Source organism: Enterobacter sp. CM29 (assembly GCF_013179605.1).
Classification (GTDB): Bacteria; Pseudomonadota; Gammaproteobacteria; order Enterobacterales; family Enterobacteriaceae; genus Enterobacter; species Enterobacter intestinihominis.
Map to the genome: position 1 here is coordinate 1 of NZ_JABMCU010000078.1, position 18,864 is coordinate 18,864.

The 18,864-nt window shown below is 56.8% G+C and carries 23 protein-coding genes; 17 read left to right on the forward strand and 6 right to left on the reverse strand.

Going from position 1 to position 18,864, the window contains the following annotated elements:
- The 11 genes from cobA to HP459_RS11710 all read left to right on the forward strand — a co-directional run.
- The coding region (cobA, locus tag HP459_RS11660; RefSeq protein WP_171936234.1) for a uroporphyrinogen-III C-methyltransferase at nucleotides 1–641 on the forward strand (641 nt) is incomplete at its 5' end.
- A 9-nt stretch (nucleotides 642–650) separates the two neighbouring features.
- Nucleotides 651–1,559, forward strand: a complete 909-nt coding sequence (gene cysD, locus HP459_RS11665; RefSeq protein WP_006811770.1) for a sulfate adenylyltransferase subunit CysD — start codon at nucleotides 651–653, stop codon at nucleotides 1,557–1,559.
- A 9-nt stretch (nucleotides 1,560–1,568) separates the two neighbouring features.
- The gene (gene cysN, locus HP459_RS11670; RefSeq protein WP_023306831.1) at nucleotides 1,569–2,993 is read left to right on the forward strand and encodes a sulfate adenylyltransferase subunit CysN; all 1,425 of its coding nucleotides are present in this window, start codon (nucleotides 1,569–1,571) and stop codon (nucleotides 2,991–2,993) included.
- On the forward strand, nucleotides 2,993–3,598 hold the full coding sequence (cysC, locus tag HP459_RS11675; protein WP_022649188.1) for an adenylyl-sulfate kinase: 606 nt from the start codon (nucleotides 2,993–2,995) through the stop codon (nucleotides 3,596–3,598). Before cysN ends, cysC begins: the two co-directional genes overlap by 1 nt.
- A 58-nt stretch (nucleotides 3,599–3,656) precedes the next feature.
- Nucleotides 3,657–3,983: a DUF3561 family protein gene (locus HP459_RS11680; protein WP_006811767.1), complete on the forward strand. Its 327-nt coding sequence runs from the start codon at nucleotides 3,657–3,659 to the stop codon at nucleotides 3,981–3,983.
- A gap of 79 nt (nucleotides 3,984–4,062) precedes the next feature.
- A complete protein-coding gene (gene ftsB / locus HP459_RS11685; protein WP_003862095.1) occupies nucleotides 4,063–4,374 on the forward strand; it encodes a cell division protein FtsB in 312 nt (103 codons plus the stop codon).
- A gap of 19 nt (nucleotides 4,375–4,393) precedes the next feature.
- Complete coding sequence (ispD, locus tag HP459_RS11690; protein WP_000741569.1) at nucleotides 4,394–5,104, forward strand: 2-C-methyl-D-erythritol 4-phosphate cytidylyltransferase; 711 nt, start codon at nucleotides 4,394–4,396, stop codon at nucleotides 5,102–5,104.
- A complete protein-coding gene (gene ispF / locus HP459_RS11695; RefSeq protein WP_003862097.1) occupies nucleotides 5,104–5,583 on the forward strand; it encodes a 2-C-methyl-D-erythritol 2,4-cyclodiphosphate synthase in 480 nt (159 codons plus the stop codon). The genes ispD and ispF overlap by 1 nt, the downstream gene beginning before the upstream one ends.
- Complete coding sequence (gene truD, locus HP459_RS11700) at nucleotides 5,580–6,629, forward strand: tRNA pseudouridine(13) synthase TruD (protein WP_045308746.1); 1,050 nt, start codon at nucleotides 5,580–5,582, stop codon at nucleotides 6,627–6,629. The genes ispF and truD overlap by 4 nt, the downstream gene beginning before the upstream one ends.
- Nucleotides 6,610–7,371, forward strand: coding sequence for a 5'/3'-nucleotidase SurE (surE, locus tag HP459_RS11705; RefSeq protein WP_017382816.1), 762 nt, complete (start codon nucleotides 6,610–6,612; stop codon nucleotides 7,369–7,371). The genes truD and surE overlap by 20 nt, the downstream gene beginning before the upstream one ends.
- Nucleotides 7,365–7,991 (forward strand): protein-L-isoaspartate(D-aspartate) O-methyltransferase, encoded by a 627-nt coding sequence (locus HP459_RS11710; RefSeq protein ID WP_022649184.1) that lies wholly within the window; start codon nucleotides 7,365–7,367, stop codon nucleotides 7,989–7,991. Before surE ends, HP459_RS11710 begins: the two co-directional genes overlap by 7 nt.
- Before the next feature lie 94 nt (nucleotides 7,992–8,085).
- Here HP459_RS11710 and HP459_RS23760 read toward each other — a convergent pair whose 3' ends face one another.
- Nucleotides 8,086–8,217: a peptidase gene (locus HP459_RS23760; protein ID WP_306173474.1), complete on the reverse strand. Its 132-nt coding sequence runs from the start codon at nucleotides 8,215–8,217 to the stop codon at nucleotides 8,086–8,088.
- Here HP459_RS23760 and nlpD point away from each other — a divergent pair.
- Nucleotides 8,159–9,232 carry a murein hydrolase activator NlpD gene (nlpD, locus tag HP459_RS11715; protein WP_306307778.1) on the forward strand — a complete coding sequence of 358 codons (1,074 nt, stop codon included), beginning with the start codon at nucleotides 8,159–8,161 and terminating at the stop codon, nucleotides 9,230–9,232. The two genes, HP459_RS23760 and nlpD, sit on opposite strands and share 59 nt — an antisense overlap.
- A gap of 60 nt (nucleotides 9,233–9,292) precedes the next feature.
- Nucleotides 9,293–10,285 carry an RNA polymerase sigma factor RpoS gene (gene rpoS, locus HP459_RS11720; protein WP_022649182.1) on the forward strand — a complete coding sequence of 331 codons (993 nt, stop codon included), beginning with the start codon at nucleotides 9,293–9,295 and terminating at the stop codon, nucleotides 10,283–10,285.
- Between the two features lie 50 nt (nucleotides 10,286–10,335).
- Here rpoS and HP459_RS11725 read toward each other — a convergent pair whose 3' ends face one another.
- Nucleotides 10,336–10,713 carry a DUF4440 domain-containing protein gene (locus HP459_RS11725; protein WP_154849393.1) on the reverse strand — a complete coding sequence of 126 codons (378 nt, stop codon included), beginning with the start codon at nucleotides 10,711–10,713 and terminating at the stop codon, nucleotides 10,336–10,338.
- Nucleotides 10,710–11,912, reverse strand: coding sequence for an MFS transporter (locus HP459_RS11730; RefSeq protein WP_063200642.1), 1,203 nt, complete (start codon nucleotides 11,910–11,912; stop codon nucleotides 10,710–10,712). Before HP459_RS11730 ends, HP459_RS11725 begins: the two co-directional genes overlap by 4 nt.
- 109 nt (nucleotides 11,913–12,021) lie before the next feature.
- On the opposite strand from HP459_RS11730, the gene HP459_RS11735 reads away from it, so the two are divergent.
- Nucleotides 12,022–12,909 carry a LysR family transcriptional regulator gene (locus HP459_RS11735; protein ID WP_046618652.1) on the forward strand — a complete coding sequence of 296 codons (888 nt, stop codon included), beginning with the start codon at nucleotides 12,022–12,024 and terminating at the stop codon, nucleotides 12,907–12,909.
- Here the strand turns inward: HP459_RS11735 and HP459_RS11740 are convergent.
- On the reverse strand, nucleotides 12,906–13,313 hold the full coding sequence (locus HP459_RS11740; RefSeq protein WP_022651767.1) for a MarR family winged helix-turn-helix transcriptional regulator: 408 nt from the start codon (nucleotides 13,311–13,313) through the stop codon (nucleotides 12,906–12,908). The two genes, HP459_RS11735 and HP459_RS11740, sit on opposite strands and share 4 nt — an antisense overlap.
- Before the next feature lie 172 nt (nucleotides 13,314–13,485).
- On the opposite strand from HP459_RS11740, the gene HP459_RS11745 reads away from it, so the two are divergent.
- The 3 genes from HP459_RS11745 to HP459_RS11755 are packed head-to-tail and all read left to right on the forward strand — an operon-like array spanning nucleotide 13,486 to nucleotide 15,737.
- Nucleotides 13,486–14,088: a non-oxidative hydroxyarylic acid decarboxylases subunit B gene (locus HP459_RS11745; RefSeq protein WP_003862111.1), complete on the forward strand. Its 603-nt coding sequence runs from the start codon at nucleotides 13,486–13,488 to the stop codon at nucleotides 14,086–14,088.
- The gene (locus HP459_RS11750; protein ID WP_022649178.1) at nucleotides 14,078–15,505 is read left to right on the forward strand and encodes a non-oxidative hydroxyarylic acid decarboxylases subunit C; all 1,428 of its coding nucleotides are present in this window, start codon (nucleotides 14,078–14,080) and stop codon (nucleotides 15,503–15,505) included. Before HP459_RS11745 ends, HP459_RS11750 begins: the two co-directional genes overlap by 11 nt.
- Before the next feature lie 10 nt (nucleotides 15,506–15,515).
- Nucleotides 15,516–15,737, forward strand: a complete 222-nt coding sequence (locus tag HP459_RS11755) for a non-oxidative hydroxyarylic acid decarboxylases subunit D (protein ID WP_003862116.1) — start codon at nucleotides 15,516–15,518, stop codon at nucleotides 15,735–15,737.
- Between the two features lie 141 nt (nucleotides 15,738–15,878).
- Here HP459_RS11755 and mutS read toward each other — a convergent pair whose 3' ends face one another.
- On the reverse strand, nucleotides 15,879–18,440 hold the full coding sequence (mutS, locus tag HP459_RS11760) for a DNA mismatch repair protein MutS (RefSeq protein WP_022649176.1): 2,562 nt from the start codon (nucleotides 18,438–18,440) through the stop codon (nucleotides 15,879–15,881).
- A gap of 113 nt (nucleotides 18,441–18,553) precedes the next feature.
- Nucleotides 18,554–18,784, reverse strand: coding sequence for a SymE family type I addiction module toxin (locus tag HP459_RS11765; RefSeq protein WP_022649175.1), 231 nt, complete (start codon nucleotides 18,782–18,784; stop codon nucleotides 18,554–18,556).
- Nucleotides 18,785–18,864 lie beyond the last annotated feature (80 nt).

Sequence of the window (18,864 nt, forward strand, 5' to 3'; positions counted from 1 at the left end):
GCCGTGACGCGGAGCAAATCTGCGTTGGTAAACGTGCCGGCGAGCACTCCGTGCCGCAGCACGACACCAATCAAATGCTGATTGCCGCCGCGAAAGCGGGCAAGACCGTGGTGCGCCTGAAAGGGGGCGACCCGTTTATCTTCGGCCGTGGTGGCGAGGAGTTGCAGGCGGCAGCCGAAGCGGGCGTCCCGTTCCAGGTGGTCCCCGGCATTACGGCGGCGTCTGCCGTCACGGCCTACGCCGGTATTCCGCTGACCCATCGTGATTACGCCCAGAGCGTGACCTTTGTGACCGGGCACTACAAAGCCGACAGCACGCCGTTTGACTGGTCGCATCTCGCCCAGAGCCGACAAACGCTGGCGATTTATATGGGCACGATGAAAGCGGCAGACATCAGCGAACAGCTTATTCAGCACGGTCGCGATGCGGCGACGCCGGTAGCAGTGATCTCCCGCGGGACACGCGACGATCAGCATGTCGCCATCGGCACTTTACAAGACCTTGCAACCCTGGCGAAAGACGCCCCGATGCCCGCCCTGATCGTGGTGGGAGAAGTGGTGCAGTTGCACAGCTCGCTCGCCTGGTTCCAACACACAACCGACACAGAAGGCTTCGGCGCTTCTGTTGTAAATTTGGCTTAAGGAACGGTTATGGACCAAAAACGACTTACTCACCTGCGGCAGCTCGAAGCGGAAAGTATCCACATTATCCGCGAAGTGGCCGCCGAGTTCTCTAACCCGGTGATGATGTACTCCATCGGTAAAGATTCCAGCGTCATGCTGCACCTGGCGCGTAAAGCGTTTTATCCGGGAACGCTGCCGTTCCCGCTGCTGCATGTGGATACCGGCTGGAAATTCCGCGAGATGTACGAGTTTCGTGACCGTACCGCCAAAGCCTACGGCTGCGAGCTGCTGGTGCACAAAAACCCGGAAGGGGTGGCGATGGGCATCAACCCGTTCGTGCACGGCAGCGCCAAGCATACCGATATCATGAAAACCGAAGGGCTGAAGCAGGCGCTGAATAAATACGGTTTTGATGCGGCCTTCGGCGGCGCGCGGCGTGACGAAGAGAAATCCCGCGCCAAAGAGCGTATCTACTCTTTCCGCGACCGCTTCCACCGCTGGGACCCGAAAAACCAGCGTCCGGAGCTGTGGCACAACTACAACGGCCAGATAAACAAGGGCGAAAGCATTCGCGTCTTCCCGCTCTCCAACTGGACCGAGCTGGATATCTGGCAGTACATCTATCTGGAAAATATTGAGATCGTTCCGCTGTATCTGGCAGCAGAGCGCCCGGTCTTGGAGCGCGACGGCATGCTGATGATGATCGACGACGATCGCATTGATTTACAGCCGGGTGAAGTGATCAAAAAACAGATGGTCCGTTTCCGTACTCTCGGCTGCTGGCCGTTGACCGGCGCGGTGGAATCCAGTGCGCAGACGCTGCCGGAGATCATCGAGGAGATGCTGGTGTCGACCACCAGTGAGCGACAGGGCCGCGTGATTGACCGCGACCAGGCAGGCTCCATGGAGCTGAAGAAACGTCAGGGTTATTTCTAAGGAGCCGCCATGAATACGACTATTGCCCAACAAATTGCCGATGAAGGCGGCGTAGAAGCTTATCTGCACGCCCAACAGTACAAAAGTCTGCTGCGATTCCTGACCTGCGGCAGCGTTGATGACGGGAAAAGTACCCTGATTGGTCGTCTGCTGCACGACACGCGACAAATTTACGAAGATCAGCTCTCTTCCCTGCACAATGACAGTAAACGCCACGGCACCCAGGGCGAAAAACTCGACCTGGCGCTGCTGGTGGACGGCTTGCAGGCGGAGCGCGAGCAGGGCATTACCATTGATGTCGCCTATCGCTACTTCTCTACCGAAAAGCGCAAATTTATTATCGCCGACACCCCGGGGCATGAGCAGTACACCCGTAACATGGCGACCGGCGCGTCCACCTGTGACCTGGCGATCCTGCTGATGGACGCCCGTAAAGGCGTGCTGGATCAGACGCGTCGTCACAGCTTTATCTCTACGCTGCTGGGGATCAAACACCTGGTGGTGGCGGTGAACAAAATGGATCTGGTGGACTACAGCGAAGCGCGATTCGACGAGATCCGCCAGAGCTACCTGACCTTTGCTGAACAGCTGCCGGGCAACCTCGATATTCGCTTTGTGCCGCTGTCGGCGCTGGAAGGGGATAACGTCGCCTCTCAGAGCGCGAACATGCCGTGGTACAGCGGCCCGACGCTGCTGGAGGTGCTGGAAACCGTTGAAATTCAGCGCGTGGTTGAGACCCAGCCGATGCGCTTCCCGGTGCAGTACGTAAACCGTCCGAACCTCGATTTCCGCGGCTTCTCCGGCACCCTTGCGTCCGGCTCGGTCAACGTGGGCCAGCGCGTGAAGGTGCTGCCGTCCGGCGTGGAATCGACCATTGCCCGTATCGTCACCTTTGATGGCGATCTGGACGAAGCAGGGGCAGGTGAAGCAGTAACCCTGGTGCTAAAAGACGAGATTGACATCAGCCGCGGCGATCTGCTGGTCGACGCGCAGGAAACGCTGGCGGCGGTGCAGGGCGCATCCGTGGACGTGGTGTGGATGGCGGAACAGCCCCTGACCGCAGGCCAGAGCTATGACATTAAAATTGCCGGCAAGAAAACCCGCGCCCGCGTGGACGGCATTCAGTTCCAGGTGGACATCAACAACCTGACCCACCGTGACGTGAGCGAGCTACCGCTGAACGGCATCGGTCTGGTGGATCTGACCTTCGACGAGCCGCTGGTGCTGGATCCGTATCAGCAGAATCCGGTGACGGGCGGGCTGATCTTTATCGACCGCCTGACCAACGTCACCGTCGGCGCCGGGATGGTCCGTGAACCAAACACGCAGGCTACCGTGGCCTCTGAGTTCAGCGCGTTTGAACTTGAGCTGAATGCGCTGGTGCGTAAACACTTCCCGCACTGGGGCGCACGCGATTTGCTGGGAGGCAAGTAATGGCTGCCCATGATGAGAACGTCGTCTGGCATCCTCATCCGGTCACCGTCGCCCAGCGCGAACAGCTCCACGGTCACCGTGGGGTTGTGCTGTGGTTTACCGGGCTGTCTGGCTCCGGTAAATCCACGGTGGCAGGCGCGCTGGAAGAAGCGCTGCATCAGCAGGGAGTGAGCACCTACCTGCTGGACGGCGACAACGTGCGTCACGGCCTGTGTAGCGATTTAGGGTTCAGCGATGAAGACCGTAAAGAGAACATTCGCCGGGTGGGAGAAGTCGCCAGCCTGATGGCGGATGCCGGGCTGGTGGTGCTGACGGCGTTTATCTCACCGCACCGCGCCGAACGTCAGATGGTGCGTGAGCGCGTGGGCCGGAATCGCTTCATTGAAGTGTTTGTGGATACGCCGCTGGCAATCTGCGAAGCGCGCGATCCGAAAGGGCTGTATAAAAAAGCCCGCGCGGGAGAGCTGCGAAACTTCACCGGTATTGACTCGGTTTACGAAGCGCCTGAATCCCCTGAGATTCATCTGGAAGGTCAACAATTGGTAACAAATTTAGTAAGCCAATTATTAGACCTGCTCAGACGGGACGATATTATCAGATCCTGAGACGGTATCGTTCGGGAGCTGTCTTCCCGAGCGATGAGTCACGGTCACAGGATTAGCTATGCGCAACAGTGAAAACTACATGATTACCACCGGGTCGGAACCGTTAACGACCGACGACGAGACGACCTGGTCCTTCCCTGGGGCGATTGTCGGCTTTGTGTCGTGGCTACTGGCGCTGGGTATCCCGTTCTTGATCTACGGTGGAAACACCCTCTTTTTCTTCCTCTATACCTGGCCTTTCTTCCTCGCGCTGATGCCCGTTGCGGTTGTGGTGGGCGTGGCGCTGCACTCCCTTTTCAACGGCAAGCTCCTGTATAGTACGCTCATCACTATCGCCACCGTTGTGGTCATCTTTGGCCTGCTGTTTTTATGGCTGATGGGCTAACTTACGGCATAATTAAAACCCCGCAGTAGAGTCCAGCGGAAAGTTATGGGATGATGATGCCGTTTTTTCAGGGGGCAGGATGGGTAAACTAACGCTGCTGTTGCTGGCTTTGCTGGTCTGGCTGCAATATTCGCTGTGGTTCGGCAAAAACGGACTGCACGACTACAGCCGGGTGAGCGATGACGTCGCGGCACAGCAGGCGACAAACGCCAAACTTAAAGCGCGTAACGATCAACTTTTTGCTGAAATTGATGACCTCAATGGCGGCCAGGAGGCGATTGAGGAGCGCGCACGCAATGAACTTAGTATGACTAAGCCGGGCGAAACGTTTTATCGCCTGGTTCCGGATGCGTCTAAACGCAATCAGGGCTCCGCACAAAACAATCGATAATCAGGCCCAGGATTACGACATGGCAGCAACTTTTTCGGACGTCTGTGCCGTGGTGCCGGCCGCAGGTTTTGGCCGGCGTATGCAGACAGAATGTCCTAAGCAGTATCTCTCAATTGGCGATAAAACGATCCTCGAGCACGCCGTGGCGGCGCTGCTGGCGCATGCCCGGGTGAAACGCGTTGTTATTGCCATCAGCCCCGGCGATGCACGTTTTGCGCAGCTCCCGCTGGCGAATCATCCTCAGATTACCGTCGTTGACGGCGGCGCAGAGCGGGCTGACTCCGTTCTGGCGGGCATTCAGGCTGCCGGGAACGCGCAGTGGGTGCTGGTGCACGATGCCGCGCGTCCCTGTCTGCATCACGACGATCTGTCGCGTCTGCTGGCCCTGAGTGAAACCAGTAAAGTGGGCGGCATTCTGGCCGCCCCGGTGCGTGACACCATGAAGCGTGCCGAACCGGGTAAACCAGCGATTGCCCACACCGTCGAGCGCGTCGATCTATGGCACGCGCTGACGCCACAATTTTTTCCCCGCGAATTACTCCACGACTGCTTAACGCGAGCGCTTAAAGAAGGTGCGACCATTACGGACGAAGCCTCGGCGCTGGAGTATTGCGGTTTCCACCCCACGCTTGTTGAAGGGCGCGCTGATAATATAAAAGTGACGCGCCCGGAAGACTTACAGCTCGCGGAATTTTATCTTACCCGTACGACCCCTCAGGAGAAGGCATAATGCGTATTGGACACGGTTTTGATGTACACGCCTTTGGCGGCGTTGGCCCAATTATCATTGGCGGCGTGCGCATTCCTTACGAAAAAGGTCTGCTGGCGCATTCTGATGGCGACGTGGCGCTGCATGCGCTGACCGACGCGCTGCTGGGTGCCGCTGCGCTGGGCGACATTGGCAAACTGTTCCCGGACACCGATCCTGCTTTTAAAGGCGCAGACAGCCGCGAACTGCTGCGCGAAGCCTGGCGTCGTATTCAGGCCAAAGGCTACACCCTCGGCAACGTTGATGTGACGATCATTGCCCAGGCACCGAAGATGCTGCCGCATATCCCTCAGATGCGCGTGTTTATCGCTGAAGATCTGGGCTGCCATATGGACGACGTCAACGTCAAAGCGACCACCACGGAGAAGCTGGGCTTTACCGGTCGTGGCGAAGGCATTGCCTGTGAAGCCGTGGCGCTGCTGGTGAAGGCGGCCAAATGACGGATTTCGACAATCTGACGTATCTGCACGGTAAACCGCAGGGCAAGGGTCTGCTGAAAGCCAACCCTGAAGATTTCGTGGTAATGGAAGATCTGGGTTTTGAGCCGGACGGCGAAGGCGAGCACATCCTGGTGCGCATTCTGAAAAACGGCTGCAACACCCGCTTCGTGGCGGACGCGCTGGCAAAATTCCTCAATATTCACGCCCGCGAAGTGAGCTTTGCCGGTCAAAAAGATAAACATGCCGTGACCGAACAGTGGCTTTGCGCCCGCGTGCCCGGCAATGCCATGCCCGATTTAAGCAAATTTGAGCTTGAGGGCTGTAAGGTACTGGAGTACGCCCGCCATAAACGCAAATTGCGTCTGGGCGCACTGAAAGGCAATGCCTTTACCCTGGTGTTGCGCGAAGTGACCGAACGCGAGGACGTTGAAAAACGCCTGAAGGCCATTAACGAACGCGGCGTACCAAACTATTTCGGTGCTCAGCGCTTTGGTATCGGTGGTAGCAACCTGCTGGGCGCGCTGCGCTGGGCGCAAAGCGGTGCACCGGTGCGCGATCGTAATAAACGCAGTTTTTGGTTGTCGGCGGCCCGCAGTGCGTTGTTTAATCAGATTGTGAGCGAACGGCTGAAAAAACCGGACGCGAATCAAGTTGTTGTCGGCGATGCGCTACAATTAGCGGGACGCGGAAGCTGGTTTGTGGCAACGGCCGAAGAGATGGCCGATGTCCAGTCGCGCGTGGACGCTAAAACGCTGATGATTACCGCCGCCTTGCCGGGTTCAGGCGACTGGGGAACCCAGGGCGAGGCGCTGGCCGCTGAGCAGTCAGCGGTGGCGGATGCGCCAGAATTACAATCGTTGCTGGTGCGGGAAAAGGTCGAGGCGGCACGTCGTGCGATGCTCCTCTACCCGCAACAGCTGAGCTGGAACTGGTGGGATGACGTAACCGTCGAGTTACGCTTCTGGCTGCCGGCAGGTAGCTTTGCCACCAGTGTTGTCAGGGAACTTATCAACACGTCGGGTGATTATGCGAATATTGCTGAGTAACGATGACGGGATCCATGCGCCAGGTATTCAGACGCTGGCGAAACACCTCCGCGAATTTGCGGATGTGCAGGTCGTGGCTCCCGATCGTAACCGCAGTGGCGCGTCTAACTCATTGACGCTGGAGTCTTCACTTCGCACCTTTACCTTTGAGAATGGCGATATTGCCGTCCAGATGGGGACGCCGACCGACTGCGTGTTTCTGGGCGTGAACGCGCTGATGCGCCCGCGGCCGGACGTTGTAGTCTCCGGCATCAATGCCGGGCCAAATCTTGGCGATGATGTGATTTACTCCGGCACCGTGGCCGCGGCGATGGAAGGGCGTCACCTGGGGTTTCCGGCGCTGGCGGTCTCGTTAAACGGTCACACCCACTATGACACAGCCGCTGCGGTGACCTGCTCCATTCTCCGTGCGCTTGGCCGCGAACCGCTGCGTACCGGACGTATCCTCAATATTAACGTGCCGGACCTCCCGCTGGACGAGATCAAAGGGATCCGCGTGACGCGCTGTGGCAGTCGCCATCCTGCCGATCAGGTTATTCCCCAGCAGGATCCGCGCGGCAATACCCTGTACTGGATCGGCCCGCCGGGAGATAAATGCGATGCCGGGCCAGACACCGACTTCGCTGCGGTGGATGAAGGGTACGTTTCCGTTACGCCGTTGCACGTAGATTTAACCGCTTATAGCGCGCATGATGTGGTGTCGGACTGGTTAGATCGGGTCGGAGTGAACGCGCAATGGTAAGTAAACGTGTACAAACTCTTCTGGAACAATTACGCGCACAGGGGATCGCCAACGAGCAGGTGCTGAACGCGCTTGCCCAGGTTCCCCGTGAGAAGTTTGTAGATGAGGCGTTTGAACACAAAGCGTGGGAAAACGTGGCGCTGCCCATTGGGCAAGGCCAGACGATTTCGCAGCCCTACATGGTGGCGCGTATGACGGAGCTTCTGGAGTTAACGCCAGAGTCCCGGGTGCTGGAAATTGGTACCGGTTCAGGGTATCAAACCGCGATCCTGGCTCACCTTGTGCACCATGTCTGTTCGGTGGAACGGATTAAAGGGTTGCAGTGGCAGGCGCGCCGTCGCCTGAAACAGCTTGATTTACATAATGTATCGACACGCCACGGCGATGGATGGCAGGGTTGGCAGGCTCGCGCCCCGTTTGACGCCATCATTGTCACGGCAGCGCCACCTGAAATCCCCACTGCGCTTCTTTCGCAGCTGGACGAGGGTGGCATTCTTGTATTGCCCGTCGGCGATGAGCAGCAGCTTTTGAAGCGCGTTCGTCGACGCGGCGGCGAGTTTATTATCGATACCGTGGAAGCCGTGCGCTTTGTGCCCCTGGTTAAGGGCGAACTGGCCTGAGACTCGGATTTTTCCAGGGTTATTAAGGCAAATTCAGCGTATGGTGTGGCGCGATAGATTCGTGCCATCACGGTTATTTTTAAGTCACTGGTAGTTAACACATTCCTGGGGGATAAATGAGCGCGGGAAGCCCAAAATTCACCATCAGCCGTGTTGCGGCATTATCACTGGTTTCGCTCTGGCTGGCAGGCTGTACAAGTTCAAATAACGCGCCTGCGCCCGTCAGTTCCGTTAATGGAACCAGCGGCTCGGGTAACACGTCCAGCGGAATGTTGATCACCCCTCCGCCTAAAATGGGCACCTCAACGGCGCAGCAAACTCCGCAGATCCAGCCGGTTCAGCGTCCAGTTACGCAGCCTACGCAGATTCAGGCAGTGGAACAGCCTGTTCAGACTGAAAATGGCCGCATAGTGTATAACCGTAAGTATGGGAACATTCCGAAAGGTAGCTATACCGGCGGCAGCACCTATACCGTGAAGCGCGGCGATACGCTGTTCTATATTGCCTGGATCACCGGGAACGATTTCCGCGATCTGGCACAGCGAAACAACGTCCAGGCCCCGTATGCTCTGGAAGTCGGGCAAACGCTTCAGGTTGGCAACGCGACGGGGACACCGCTTACACCAGGCAACACCGTTTCAGCGGCCGACGTAACTGCGCAAAATAACAGCGTTACTCCTGCACAAAAAACCACCACGGTGGTTGCTTCACAACCTGTAATTACGTATTCTGAGGATTCAGGTGATCAGAGTGCTAACAAAATGTTGCCGAATAATAAAGGTACTGCGACTGTTGTCACAGCACCGACTACGGCACCTGTGGTTAGCTCTACTGTACCGACTGCAAGCAGTCAGAATGCCAGCTCGTCAATCACCACCTGGCGCTGGCCAACTGACGGCAAGATTATCGAGAACTTCGCTACCTCTGAGGGGGGCAACAAAGGGATCGATATCGCAGGCAGTAAAGGACAGGCAATCATCGCGACCGCAGACGGACGCGTTGTCTATGCCGGTAACGCACTGCGCGGTTACGGTAATCTTATTATCATCAAACATAACGATGATTACCTGAGTGCCTACGCCCATAACGACACTATGCTGGTCCGGGAACAACAAGAAGTTAAGGCGGGGCAAAAAATCGCTACCATGGGTAGCACCGGAACCAGTTCTACACGCTTGCATTTTGAAATTCGTTACAAGGGGAAATCCGTAAACCCGCTGCAATATTTACCGCAGCGATAAATTGACGGGGCATGCCAGCCAGGGTGTCTCGTCCAGGGATCACGGGTAGGAGCCACCTTTATGAGTCAGAATACGCTGAAAGTTCATGATTTAAATGAAGACGCGGAATTTGATGAGAACGGATCAGAGGCTTTTGACGAAAAAGCCTTAGTAGAAGAGGAACCCAGTGATAACGATTTGGCTGAAGAAGAGCTGTTATCGCAGGGTGCCACACAGCGTGTGCTGGACGCGACTCAGCTTTACCTTGGGGAGATTGGTTACTCCCCACTGCTAACGGCCGAAGAAGAAGTCTATTTCGCACGTCGTGCTTTGCGTGGTGATGTTGCCTCGCGTCGTCGCATGATCGAAAGTAACCTGCGACTGGTCGTGAAAATTGCCCGCCGTTACGGCAATCGTGGTCTGGCTCTGCTGGATCTGATTGAAGAGGGCAACTTAGGTCTCATCCGCGCAGTTGAGAAGTTTGACCCGGAACGCGGGTTCCGTTTCTCAACCTACGCGACCTGGTGGATTCGTCAGACCATCGAACGGGCTATTATGAACCAGACCCGTACGATTCGACTGCCGATCCACATCGTCAAAGAGTTGAATGTTTATCTGCGTACCGCGCGCGAGTTGTCCCATAAACTGGACCACGAGCCAAGTGCGGAAGAGATCGCAGAGCAACTCGACAAACCGGTTGATGACGTAAGCCGTATGCTGCGTCTCAACGAGCGCATTACCTCGGTTGACACCCCGCTGGGTGGTGACTCCGAAAAAGCGCTGCTGGACATCCTGGCCGATGAAAAAGACAACGGCCCGGAAGACACCACGCAGGACGATGATATGAAACAGAGCATCGTCAAATGGCTGTTCGAACTGAACGCCAAACAGCGTGAAGTGCTGGCACGTCGTTTCGGTTTACTGGGGTATGAAGCTGCGACACTGGAAGATGTCGGCCGTGAGATTGGCCTGACCCGTGAACGTGTTCGTCAGATTCAGGTTGAAGGGCTACGCCGCCTGCGTGAAATCCTGCAAGGGCAAGGTCTGAATATCGAAGCGCTGTTCCGCGAGTAAGCAACCATTCGTCAGAAAAGGCCCGTCGTGAGACGGGCCTTTTTTATGCCTTACGATTGCGCCGTTTCGTGCAGCAAACGCCAGGTGATGTTATCCCCTTCCTGATTAAGCACCGCGGTTGACCAGCGCACGTTGACGGGCTGGCCAGGCCGGGTTTGCGTCTCCCGGTAATGGAGCACCGCGCCGTTGTCCCATGTCTGAAGCGTTGTTAACGCATCAATACCGATCCTGAGCCCGGGTCGGGTTCCCCGCTGCGCATATAAAAATTTGGCCAGAGCGTGATGATCTAAATGGGCGCCACTCGGTGGAACCATCAGAAAATCCGGACGGAAACGGGCGAGCAGGGCGTCCCGATCGCCTTCGCCTGCACCTAACCAGTTTTCAAGGGCGACGTGGATGTCGAGGATCTCTTGTTCGAAATGGGTCATGGTTGCTCCTGTTGCAGTTGCGCAAGTAACTGCGTGTTATTAAGACGGTAGACGTACAGTACGGGCAGCAGAGTGATAACTGCGGCAAAAATAAACATCCCGTGCCAGGCGGCCAGCGGCGTAAAATAAGCTTGCATGAAGCTCAGCGCCTGCGCCAGCAGCAGGGTACCCGCAAAAAAGCTCAACTGACGATTCAGATTCCATAGCGCACTGGCATCAGGCATATCTTCCCGCCGCGTTGTCAAAAACGCGCTGCTCTGAGCCGTACTGCTGCAAAGGCTTCCCCCCGCACCCATTAACGCAAACGCAACGGCAGGTAACAGCATAGCCGGGCCGACGTTAATTAAAAGCAGAATGCCCGTCGCCTGCAAAAGGCAACCGATGACCACCAGCGGCCGCGGGCCGATACGGTTGAAATAGCGTCCTGTCGCGGTGATAGCCAAAAACGATGCCACAGACCACGGCAGCATAAGCATGCCCGTTGCGGTGGGCGTCATATTGGCCTCGCTCTGGAGGTAATACATGCCCGTTACGTTCACGCCAATAAAGATGCCGGGTACGCACACATAGATAAGCATGGATAAGCGCAACAGCGGATCCGTCAGCAAAGACAGGTTTACTATTCTGGTGGTGTTTATCGGTGACGGTTCTGTTTTAAGCCACGCGCAGGCCAAAACAAAGGTGACAATGGCGACGGGCAGGGTGGCAAAAAATATCCAGCGCCAGCTGAATGTCTGAACCAGCATGCCGCCCACAGCCGGTGAGCAGGCGGGGGCAAGCAGCGCGACCAGCATCACCGCCGAGGTGAGTCTGGCCCGCTCATGAGGCTTAAACTGTTGCCAGGTCAGCGCCTGACCAACCGGGATCAGTAAACCCCCTCCGGCGCCCTGCACGACGCGCCAGGCAATCAAACTTTCCAGCGAAGATGAGAAACCCGCCGCAACGGAGGCCGCGCTAAAGAGAAGCAGTGAGAGCAGAATAACGCGCTTCGGCCCGACGCGGCGCGTCAGAATACTGCTGAATGGGATGACTAACGTCAGCCCGGCAATGTATCCGTTACTTACCCAGGCAAGCGCGGAAGGTGTGGTATTGAATGCGTGAGCCATCGCCGGAAAGGCGACGCTGGCAATAAACATGTTTATCAAATCAAGGAAAAAGCCGAGCAGAAAGACGACGGCGATTTTGCTGCGATACGTCATGGAAGTTCCTCCGGTGAGGTGGCGTATCGTATCGGCCCGCGCGTTACGGATAAACGCGACAAAGGACGATATACTGTCAACATTATTTTGACAGTTAACCAGGCAAGCGATGCTTAATTTACAGCGTACGGCGATGTTTATCGCCGTAGCGGACACCGGCAGTTTCACCGCCGCGGCGGAGGCGATGGGGCTGACAAAAGCGGTGGTCAGCTTTCATATTCGTCAGCTTGAAGAGGAGCTGGGCGTTACCCTGTTGCTGCGAACCACCCGACGCCTGACGCTGACCGAAGCGGGGAAGCTCTTTCATCAACGAAGCGTGATGCTGTTACGGGATGCAGAGCGATTGCAGGATGATGTTCGCGCCAACCACGCCGGGCTGACGGGAGAACTGCGGATCACCACCACGCCCGAGTATGGCTCGCAGGTGGTGGTGCCTTTGCTGGCTGAGTTTAGCCAGCTGCACCCTGATCTCCGCGTGCGGCATGTCTCGTCCTCTTTGCATGCCGATCTTATCGCCGAGCGCTTCGATGTCGCTATCCGGCTCGGCACGCTTGCAGATTCGCGCTACCACGCCGCGTTGATGACCTCCTTCACCATCCTGCCCGTGGCGACGCCATGCTGGCTGGCAAACCATCCGGTTGACTCGCTGGAGCAGCTGGCGGAAGCGGACTGGATCATTCACGAGCGTTTAACGTCGCCGCTGCGCTGGCAGGTGAGAGGCGTTGATCGGCATCCGGTTTCCTTTGAGATCAGAAAAGCGCCGCGCCTGTATGCAGACAGTGCCCAGGCGTTGATGGCTTTTGCCCTCGCGGGATGTGGCGTGGCGCTGTTGCCGGAGTGGCTGGTGCGTAACGCACTGGATACAGGGACGCTGGTCTCGCTGTTACCGGAGTACACGTTTGCTCAGCAGGGCATCTATGCTGTTTATCCCGATGCCCGGCATGTGCCCGCGAAAGTGCGAACATTTATTGATTTTATGCGCGTCAGGGTTACTTAACCCTGCATCATCTTTTTAATGAGCGCTGAAAATTGCTCTCGTTCCGCGCCGTTAAGGCGCCCTAAAAACGCCTCATCCACCTCATTTCCAATCGGTTTACTGCTCTCAAGCAGGGCCTCACCTTCGGCCGTCAGAAAGACAAACCGACGGCGTTTGTCCGCCGGATCGTGCTCGCGCCTGACCAGGCCGCGTGCTTCCATGCGGCTCAGCATTTCTGCCAGCGTCGCTTTGGTGCTCACCGCGACTTCAGTCAGGGCAACCTGCTCAATGCCAGGATTTTCAGCAATTGACCGCATCACCGCATACTGTGGCTTTGTCAGTTCGGGCAATGCGTGCTGCCACTGGGCGGTATGCTGTTGAAAAAGCTGACGTAGCAGGTGGAAAGCTTCTTGTCTTAACTCCATGGACACTCCGACGGAAAAATACTCCCTCTATGATAGCCGCTCTCGGGCTGAATTTTAACGCGAGAGTTTTTTAGCGATTAGTGTGATCGTATGCGAACGATCTTGTCAGCAGCAGGATCAAGGCGTAGTTTAATTAATATGTTCGTATACGAACAAAAAATTGAGGTGCTGAATGAGATTGATTGTGGGAATGACGGGCGCAACGGGTGCGCCATTAGGCGTGGCGTTGTTGCAGGCGCTGCGGGAAATGCCGGAGGTGGAAACGCATCTGGTGATGTCGAAGTGGGCAAAAACCACGATTGAGCTGGAAACGCCCTTCACTGCGCATGACGTTGCTGCCCTGGCGGATGTCGTCCATAGCCCGGCCGATCAGGCTGCCACCATCTCCTCCGGCTCGTTTCGCACCGACGGCATGATCGTCATCCCGTGCAGCATGAAAACGCTGGCGGGTATCCGCGCGGGCTATGCCGAAGGGCTGGTAGGGCGTGCGGCAGACGTGGTGCTGAAAGAGGGACGCAAGCTGGTGCTGGTTCCGCGTGAGACGCCGCTCAGCACCATCCATCTTGAGAACATGCTTGCCCTTTCCCGCATGGGCGTGGCGATGGTGCCGCCTATGCCTGCGTACTACAACCACCCGCAAACCGCCGATGACATAACCCAGCATATCGTGACCCGCGTTCTCGACCAGTTTGGTCTGGAGCATAAAAAAGCCCGACGCTGGGAAGGTTTGCAGGCAGCGAAACATTTTTCACAGGAGAATAAAGATGGCATTTGATGATTTGAGAAGCTTCTTGCAGGCGCTCGATGAGCAAGGGCAGCTGCTGAAAATTGAGGAAGAGGTAAACGCTGAGCCGGATTTAGCCGCCGCCGCCAACGCTACCGGACGCATTGGCGATGGTGCGCCTGCGCTGTGGTTCGATAATATTCGCGGCTTCACCGATGCCCGTGTGGTGATGAACACTATCGGCTCGTGGCAAAACCACGCTATTTCGATGGGGCTGCCAGCAAATACCCCGGTGAAAAAACAGATCGACGAGTTTATTCGTCGCTGGGACAAATTCCCCGTCTCGCCAGAGCGTCGTGCAAATCCGGCCTGGGCGCAGAACACGGTGGACGGGGAAGACATCAACCTGTTCGACATTCTGCCGCTGTTCCGCCTGAACGACGGTGACGGGGGCTTTTATCTCGATAAAGCGTGTGTTGTCTCACGCGATCCGCTCGACCCCGAACACTTCGGCAAGCAGAACGTCGGGATTTACCGTATGGAAGTGAAGGGCAAGCGTAAGCTCGGCCTGCAACCGGTGCCGATGCATGATATCGCGCTGCATCTGCATAAGGCCGAAGAGCGCGGCGAAGACCTGCCTATTGCTATTACGTTGGGTAACGATCCGATCATTACCCTGATGGGCGCCACGCCGCTGAAATACGATCAATCCGAGTATGAGATGGCCGGTGCGCTACGCGAAAGCCCGTATCCGATTGCGACGGCTCCGCTGACCGGTTTCGATGTGCCGTGGGGGTCGGAAGTGATCCTCGAAGGGGTGATTGAAGGCCGAAAACGTGAAATTGAAGGGCCATTCGGTGAGTTTACCGGACACTACTCCGGCGGGCGCAACATGACGGTCGTGCGCATTGATAAAGTCTCTTACCGCACAAAACCCATTTTCGAATCTCTCTACCTGGGGATGCCGTGGACCGAGATTGATTATCTGATGGGGCCCGCTACCTGCGTGCCGCTCTATCAGCAGCTGAAGGCGGAATTCCCGGAAGTGCAGGCGGTAAACGCCATGTACACCCACGGCCTGCTGGCGATTATCTCCACCAAAAAACGATACGGCGGTTTTGCCCGTGCGGTCGGGCTCCGCGCCATGACCACGCCACACGGTCTGGGTTACGTGAAAATGGTGATTATGGTGGATGAGGACGTCGATCCGTTTAACCTGCCGCAGGTGATGTGGGCGCTGTCATCGAAGGTCAATCCGGCTGGCGATCTGGTGCAGCTACCGAATATGTCTGTGCTGGAGCTTGACCCCGGCTCCAGCCCGGCGGGGATCACTGACAAGCTGATCATTGATGCCACCACCCCAGTCGCTCCGGACAACCGTGGTCACTACAGCCAGCCGGTACAGGATCTCCCTGAAACCAAAGCCTGGGCCGAAAAACTGACCGCGATGCTGGCGGCACGTCAATAAGGAGGAAAAAATGATTTGTCCACGTTGTGCCGATGAACATATTGAGGTGATGGCAACATCACCGGTGAAAGGTGTCTGGACGGTATACCAGTGTCAGCACTGTCTGTATACCTGGCGCGATACCGAACCGCTGCGCCGTACCAGCCGCGAGCATTACCCGGAAGCGTTCCGCATGACGCAGAAGGATATTGATGAGGCACCGCAGGTGCCGACGATCCCGCCGCTGCTGTAATAAAAAGCCCGGAGGCGGCTGTGCTTACCGGGCGTTAATATTGTGCGGTCTTTTGCCCGGTGGCGCTACGCTTACCGGGCCTACGGGTTTTGTAGGCCGGGTAAGGCGAAGCCGCCACCCGGCAAAAAAGACCGCAGAAAACTAAACCAGACTCTTCAACCGATAAATCCACTCCAGCGCCTGACGCGGCGTCAGCGAATCCGGATCGAGATTTTCCAGCGCTTCTACAGCCGGAGATGTCTCTTCCGGCACCGCCAGCAGTGACATCTGCGTACCATCTATCTGCGTAGCTGCCGCATTCGGTGACAAACTTTCCAGCTCACGCAATTTCTGACGCGCGCGCTTAATCACCTCTTTCGGCACACCCGCCAGCGCGGCGACGGCCAGGCCATAGCTCTTGCTTGCCGCGCCGTCCTGCACCGTGTGCATAAAGGCGATGGTGTCGCCGTGCTCAAGCGCATCAAGGTGAACGTTAGCCACGCCTTCCATTTTCTCTGGCAGCTGTGTCAGTTCGAAATAGTGCGTCGCGAACAGCGTCAGCGCCTTGATTTTATTCGCCAGACTTTCCGCGCACGCCCAGGCCAGGGACAGGCCGTCATAGGTGGAGGTACCGCGTCCTACTTCGTCCATCAACACCAGACTGTTCTCTGTCGCGTTATGCAGAATGTTGGCGGTTTCGGTCATCTCGACCATAAAGGTAGAGCGACCGCTCGCCAGATCGTCCGCCGCACCCACACGGGTGAAGATACGGTCGACAGGGCCAATCTCAACCTTCTGCGCCGGAACGTAGCTGCCGATGTAGGCGAGCAGCGCGATAAGGGCTGTCTGGCGCATATAGGTACTTTTACCGCCCATATTGGGGCCGGTAATGATCAGCATTCTTCGCTGCGGTGACAGGTTCAACGGGTTGGCAATAAACGGCTCGTTCAGCACCTGCTCAACCACCGGATGGCGACCTTCGGTAATGCGAATACCGGGTTTGTCAGTAAAGGTTGGACAGGTGTAGTTCAGCGTTTCGGCGCGCTCGGCCAGGTTTACCAGCACATCCAGCTCGGCCAGCGCAGCGGCGCTCATTTGAAGGTCAGCCAGATGCGGCATCAGGATGTCGAACAGCTCGTCATACAGCTGTTTCTCCAGCGCCAGCGCTTTACCTTTCGACGTGAGCACTTTGTCTTCGTACTCTTTCAGCTCGGGAATAATGTAGCGCTCGGCATTTTTCAGCGTCTGGCGGCGAACGTAGTGAATCGGTGCCAGGTGGCTCTGCCCACGACTGATCTGGATATAGTAACCGTGTACGGCGTTGTAGCCGACTTTCAGGGTGTCGAGCCCCAGACGTTCACGCTCGCGGATTTCCAGCTTATCCAGATAATCCGTCGCGCCATCGGCCAGCGCACGCCATTCGTCCAGCTCTTCGTTATAACCCGGAGCAATAACCCCGCCATCCCGCACCAGAACAGGCGGCGCATCAATGATGGCGCGTTCCAGCAGTTCGCGAAGCTCGGTAAATTCGCCCATGGTTTCGCGCAGCTTTTGCACTGGCGCGCTGTCGATCTCTCCCAGTTGAGCGCGCAGTTCCGGCAACTGCTGGAAAGCGTGACGCATACGGGCGAGATCGCGTGGACGCGCGGTACGCAATGCCAGGCGCGCCAGGATACGCTCAAGATCACCCACCTGACGCAGCACCGGCTGCAATTCGGTGTAACGATCCTGCAATGCGGCAATGGTTTGCTGACGGCCAATCAGCGTTTCGGTGTTGCGGATCGGCATATGCAGCCAGCGTTTGAGCATACGGCTGCCCATGGGGGTAACCGTGCTGTCAAGAACCGACGCCAGCGTATTTTCCATGCCGCCAGCGAGGTTCTGCGTGATCTCCAGGTTGCGGCGCGTGGCGGCATCCATGATGATGCTGTCCTGCTGACGCTCCATGGTAATTGAACGGATATGGGGCAGGGCGGTACGCTGCGTATCCTTCACGTACTGCAACAGGCAGCCTGCGGCACATAGCCCGCGCGGGGCATTTTCCACACCAAAGCCAATCAAATCGCGCGTGCCAAATTGCAGGTTCAGCTGCTGGCGCGCGGTATCAATTTCGAACTCCCACAGTGGACGACGACGCAGGCCGCGGCGACCTTCAATCAGCGCCATCTCGGCGAAATCCTCTGCATAAAGCAGTTCTGCCGGATTGGTGCGCTGCAGTTCAGCCGCCATGGTTTCACGGTCAGCCGGTTCACTCAGGCGAAAACGACCGGAGCTGATATCCAGCGTGGCGTAGCCAAATCCTTTACCGTCCTGCCAGATCGCCGCCAGCAGGTTATCCTGGCGCTCCTGAAGCAGGGCTTCATCGCTGATGGTTCCCGGCGTCACGATGCGTACGACCTTGCGCTCAACGGGGCCTTTCGACGTGGCCGGGTCGCCAATTTGTTCGCAGATAGCGACAGACTCGCCCTGGTTCACCAGCTTCGCCAGATAGTTTTCAACCGCGTGATGCGGGATACCCGCCATCGGGATGGGCTCGCCTGCCGACGCGCCACGTTTCGTCAGAGAAATGTCGAGCAGCTGAGACGCACGTTTCGCATCGTCATAAAAAAGCTCGTAAAAATCGCCCATACGGTAAAACAGCAGAATTTCCGGATGCTGTGCCTTCAGCTTCAGATACTGCTGCATCATCGGCGTATGCGCGTCGAAATTGTCGATTGTGCTCATGGAGTTATGATATCCATTTCTTTGAAAATATTACGCTTTGAGCGGCTCAATGGCCGATTGTTCCTTCTATTGTCGCATGAAAAAAAGGTGCGGCGCAGAAAAAAGTCACGACTTTACGAGGCATCTTCCGCTATTAATTCAATGATGATTTTTCCGTGCTCGACGCCCACCCGAACCTGCGAGTTGGTGGTAAATCCCGCTTGTTCAAGCCAGTCGCCTTTCAGGCTCAGCGCTGCGTGTACGCTGTAGCGTTTTGGAATTTTCGTTTTACGGTCTTCATGACGTTTTCTGAAGTAACCCACTTTTAAGTGCCGATAGGGTTTGGCGATCGCGATCTGTTGCATAAGCTCTCCGGTGAATACGGTTATTTACACCTGTATAAAATACCAGTAAAACGCAGCGAGGGGAGGGGTAATTCTGGAAG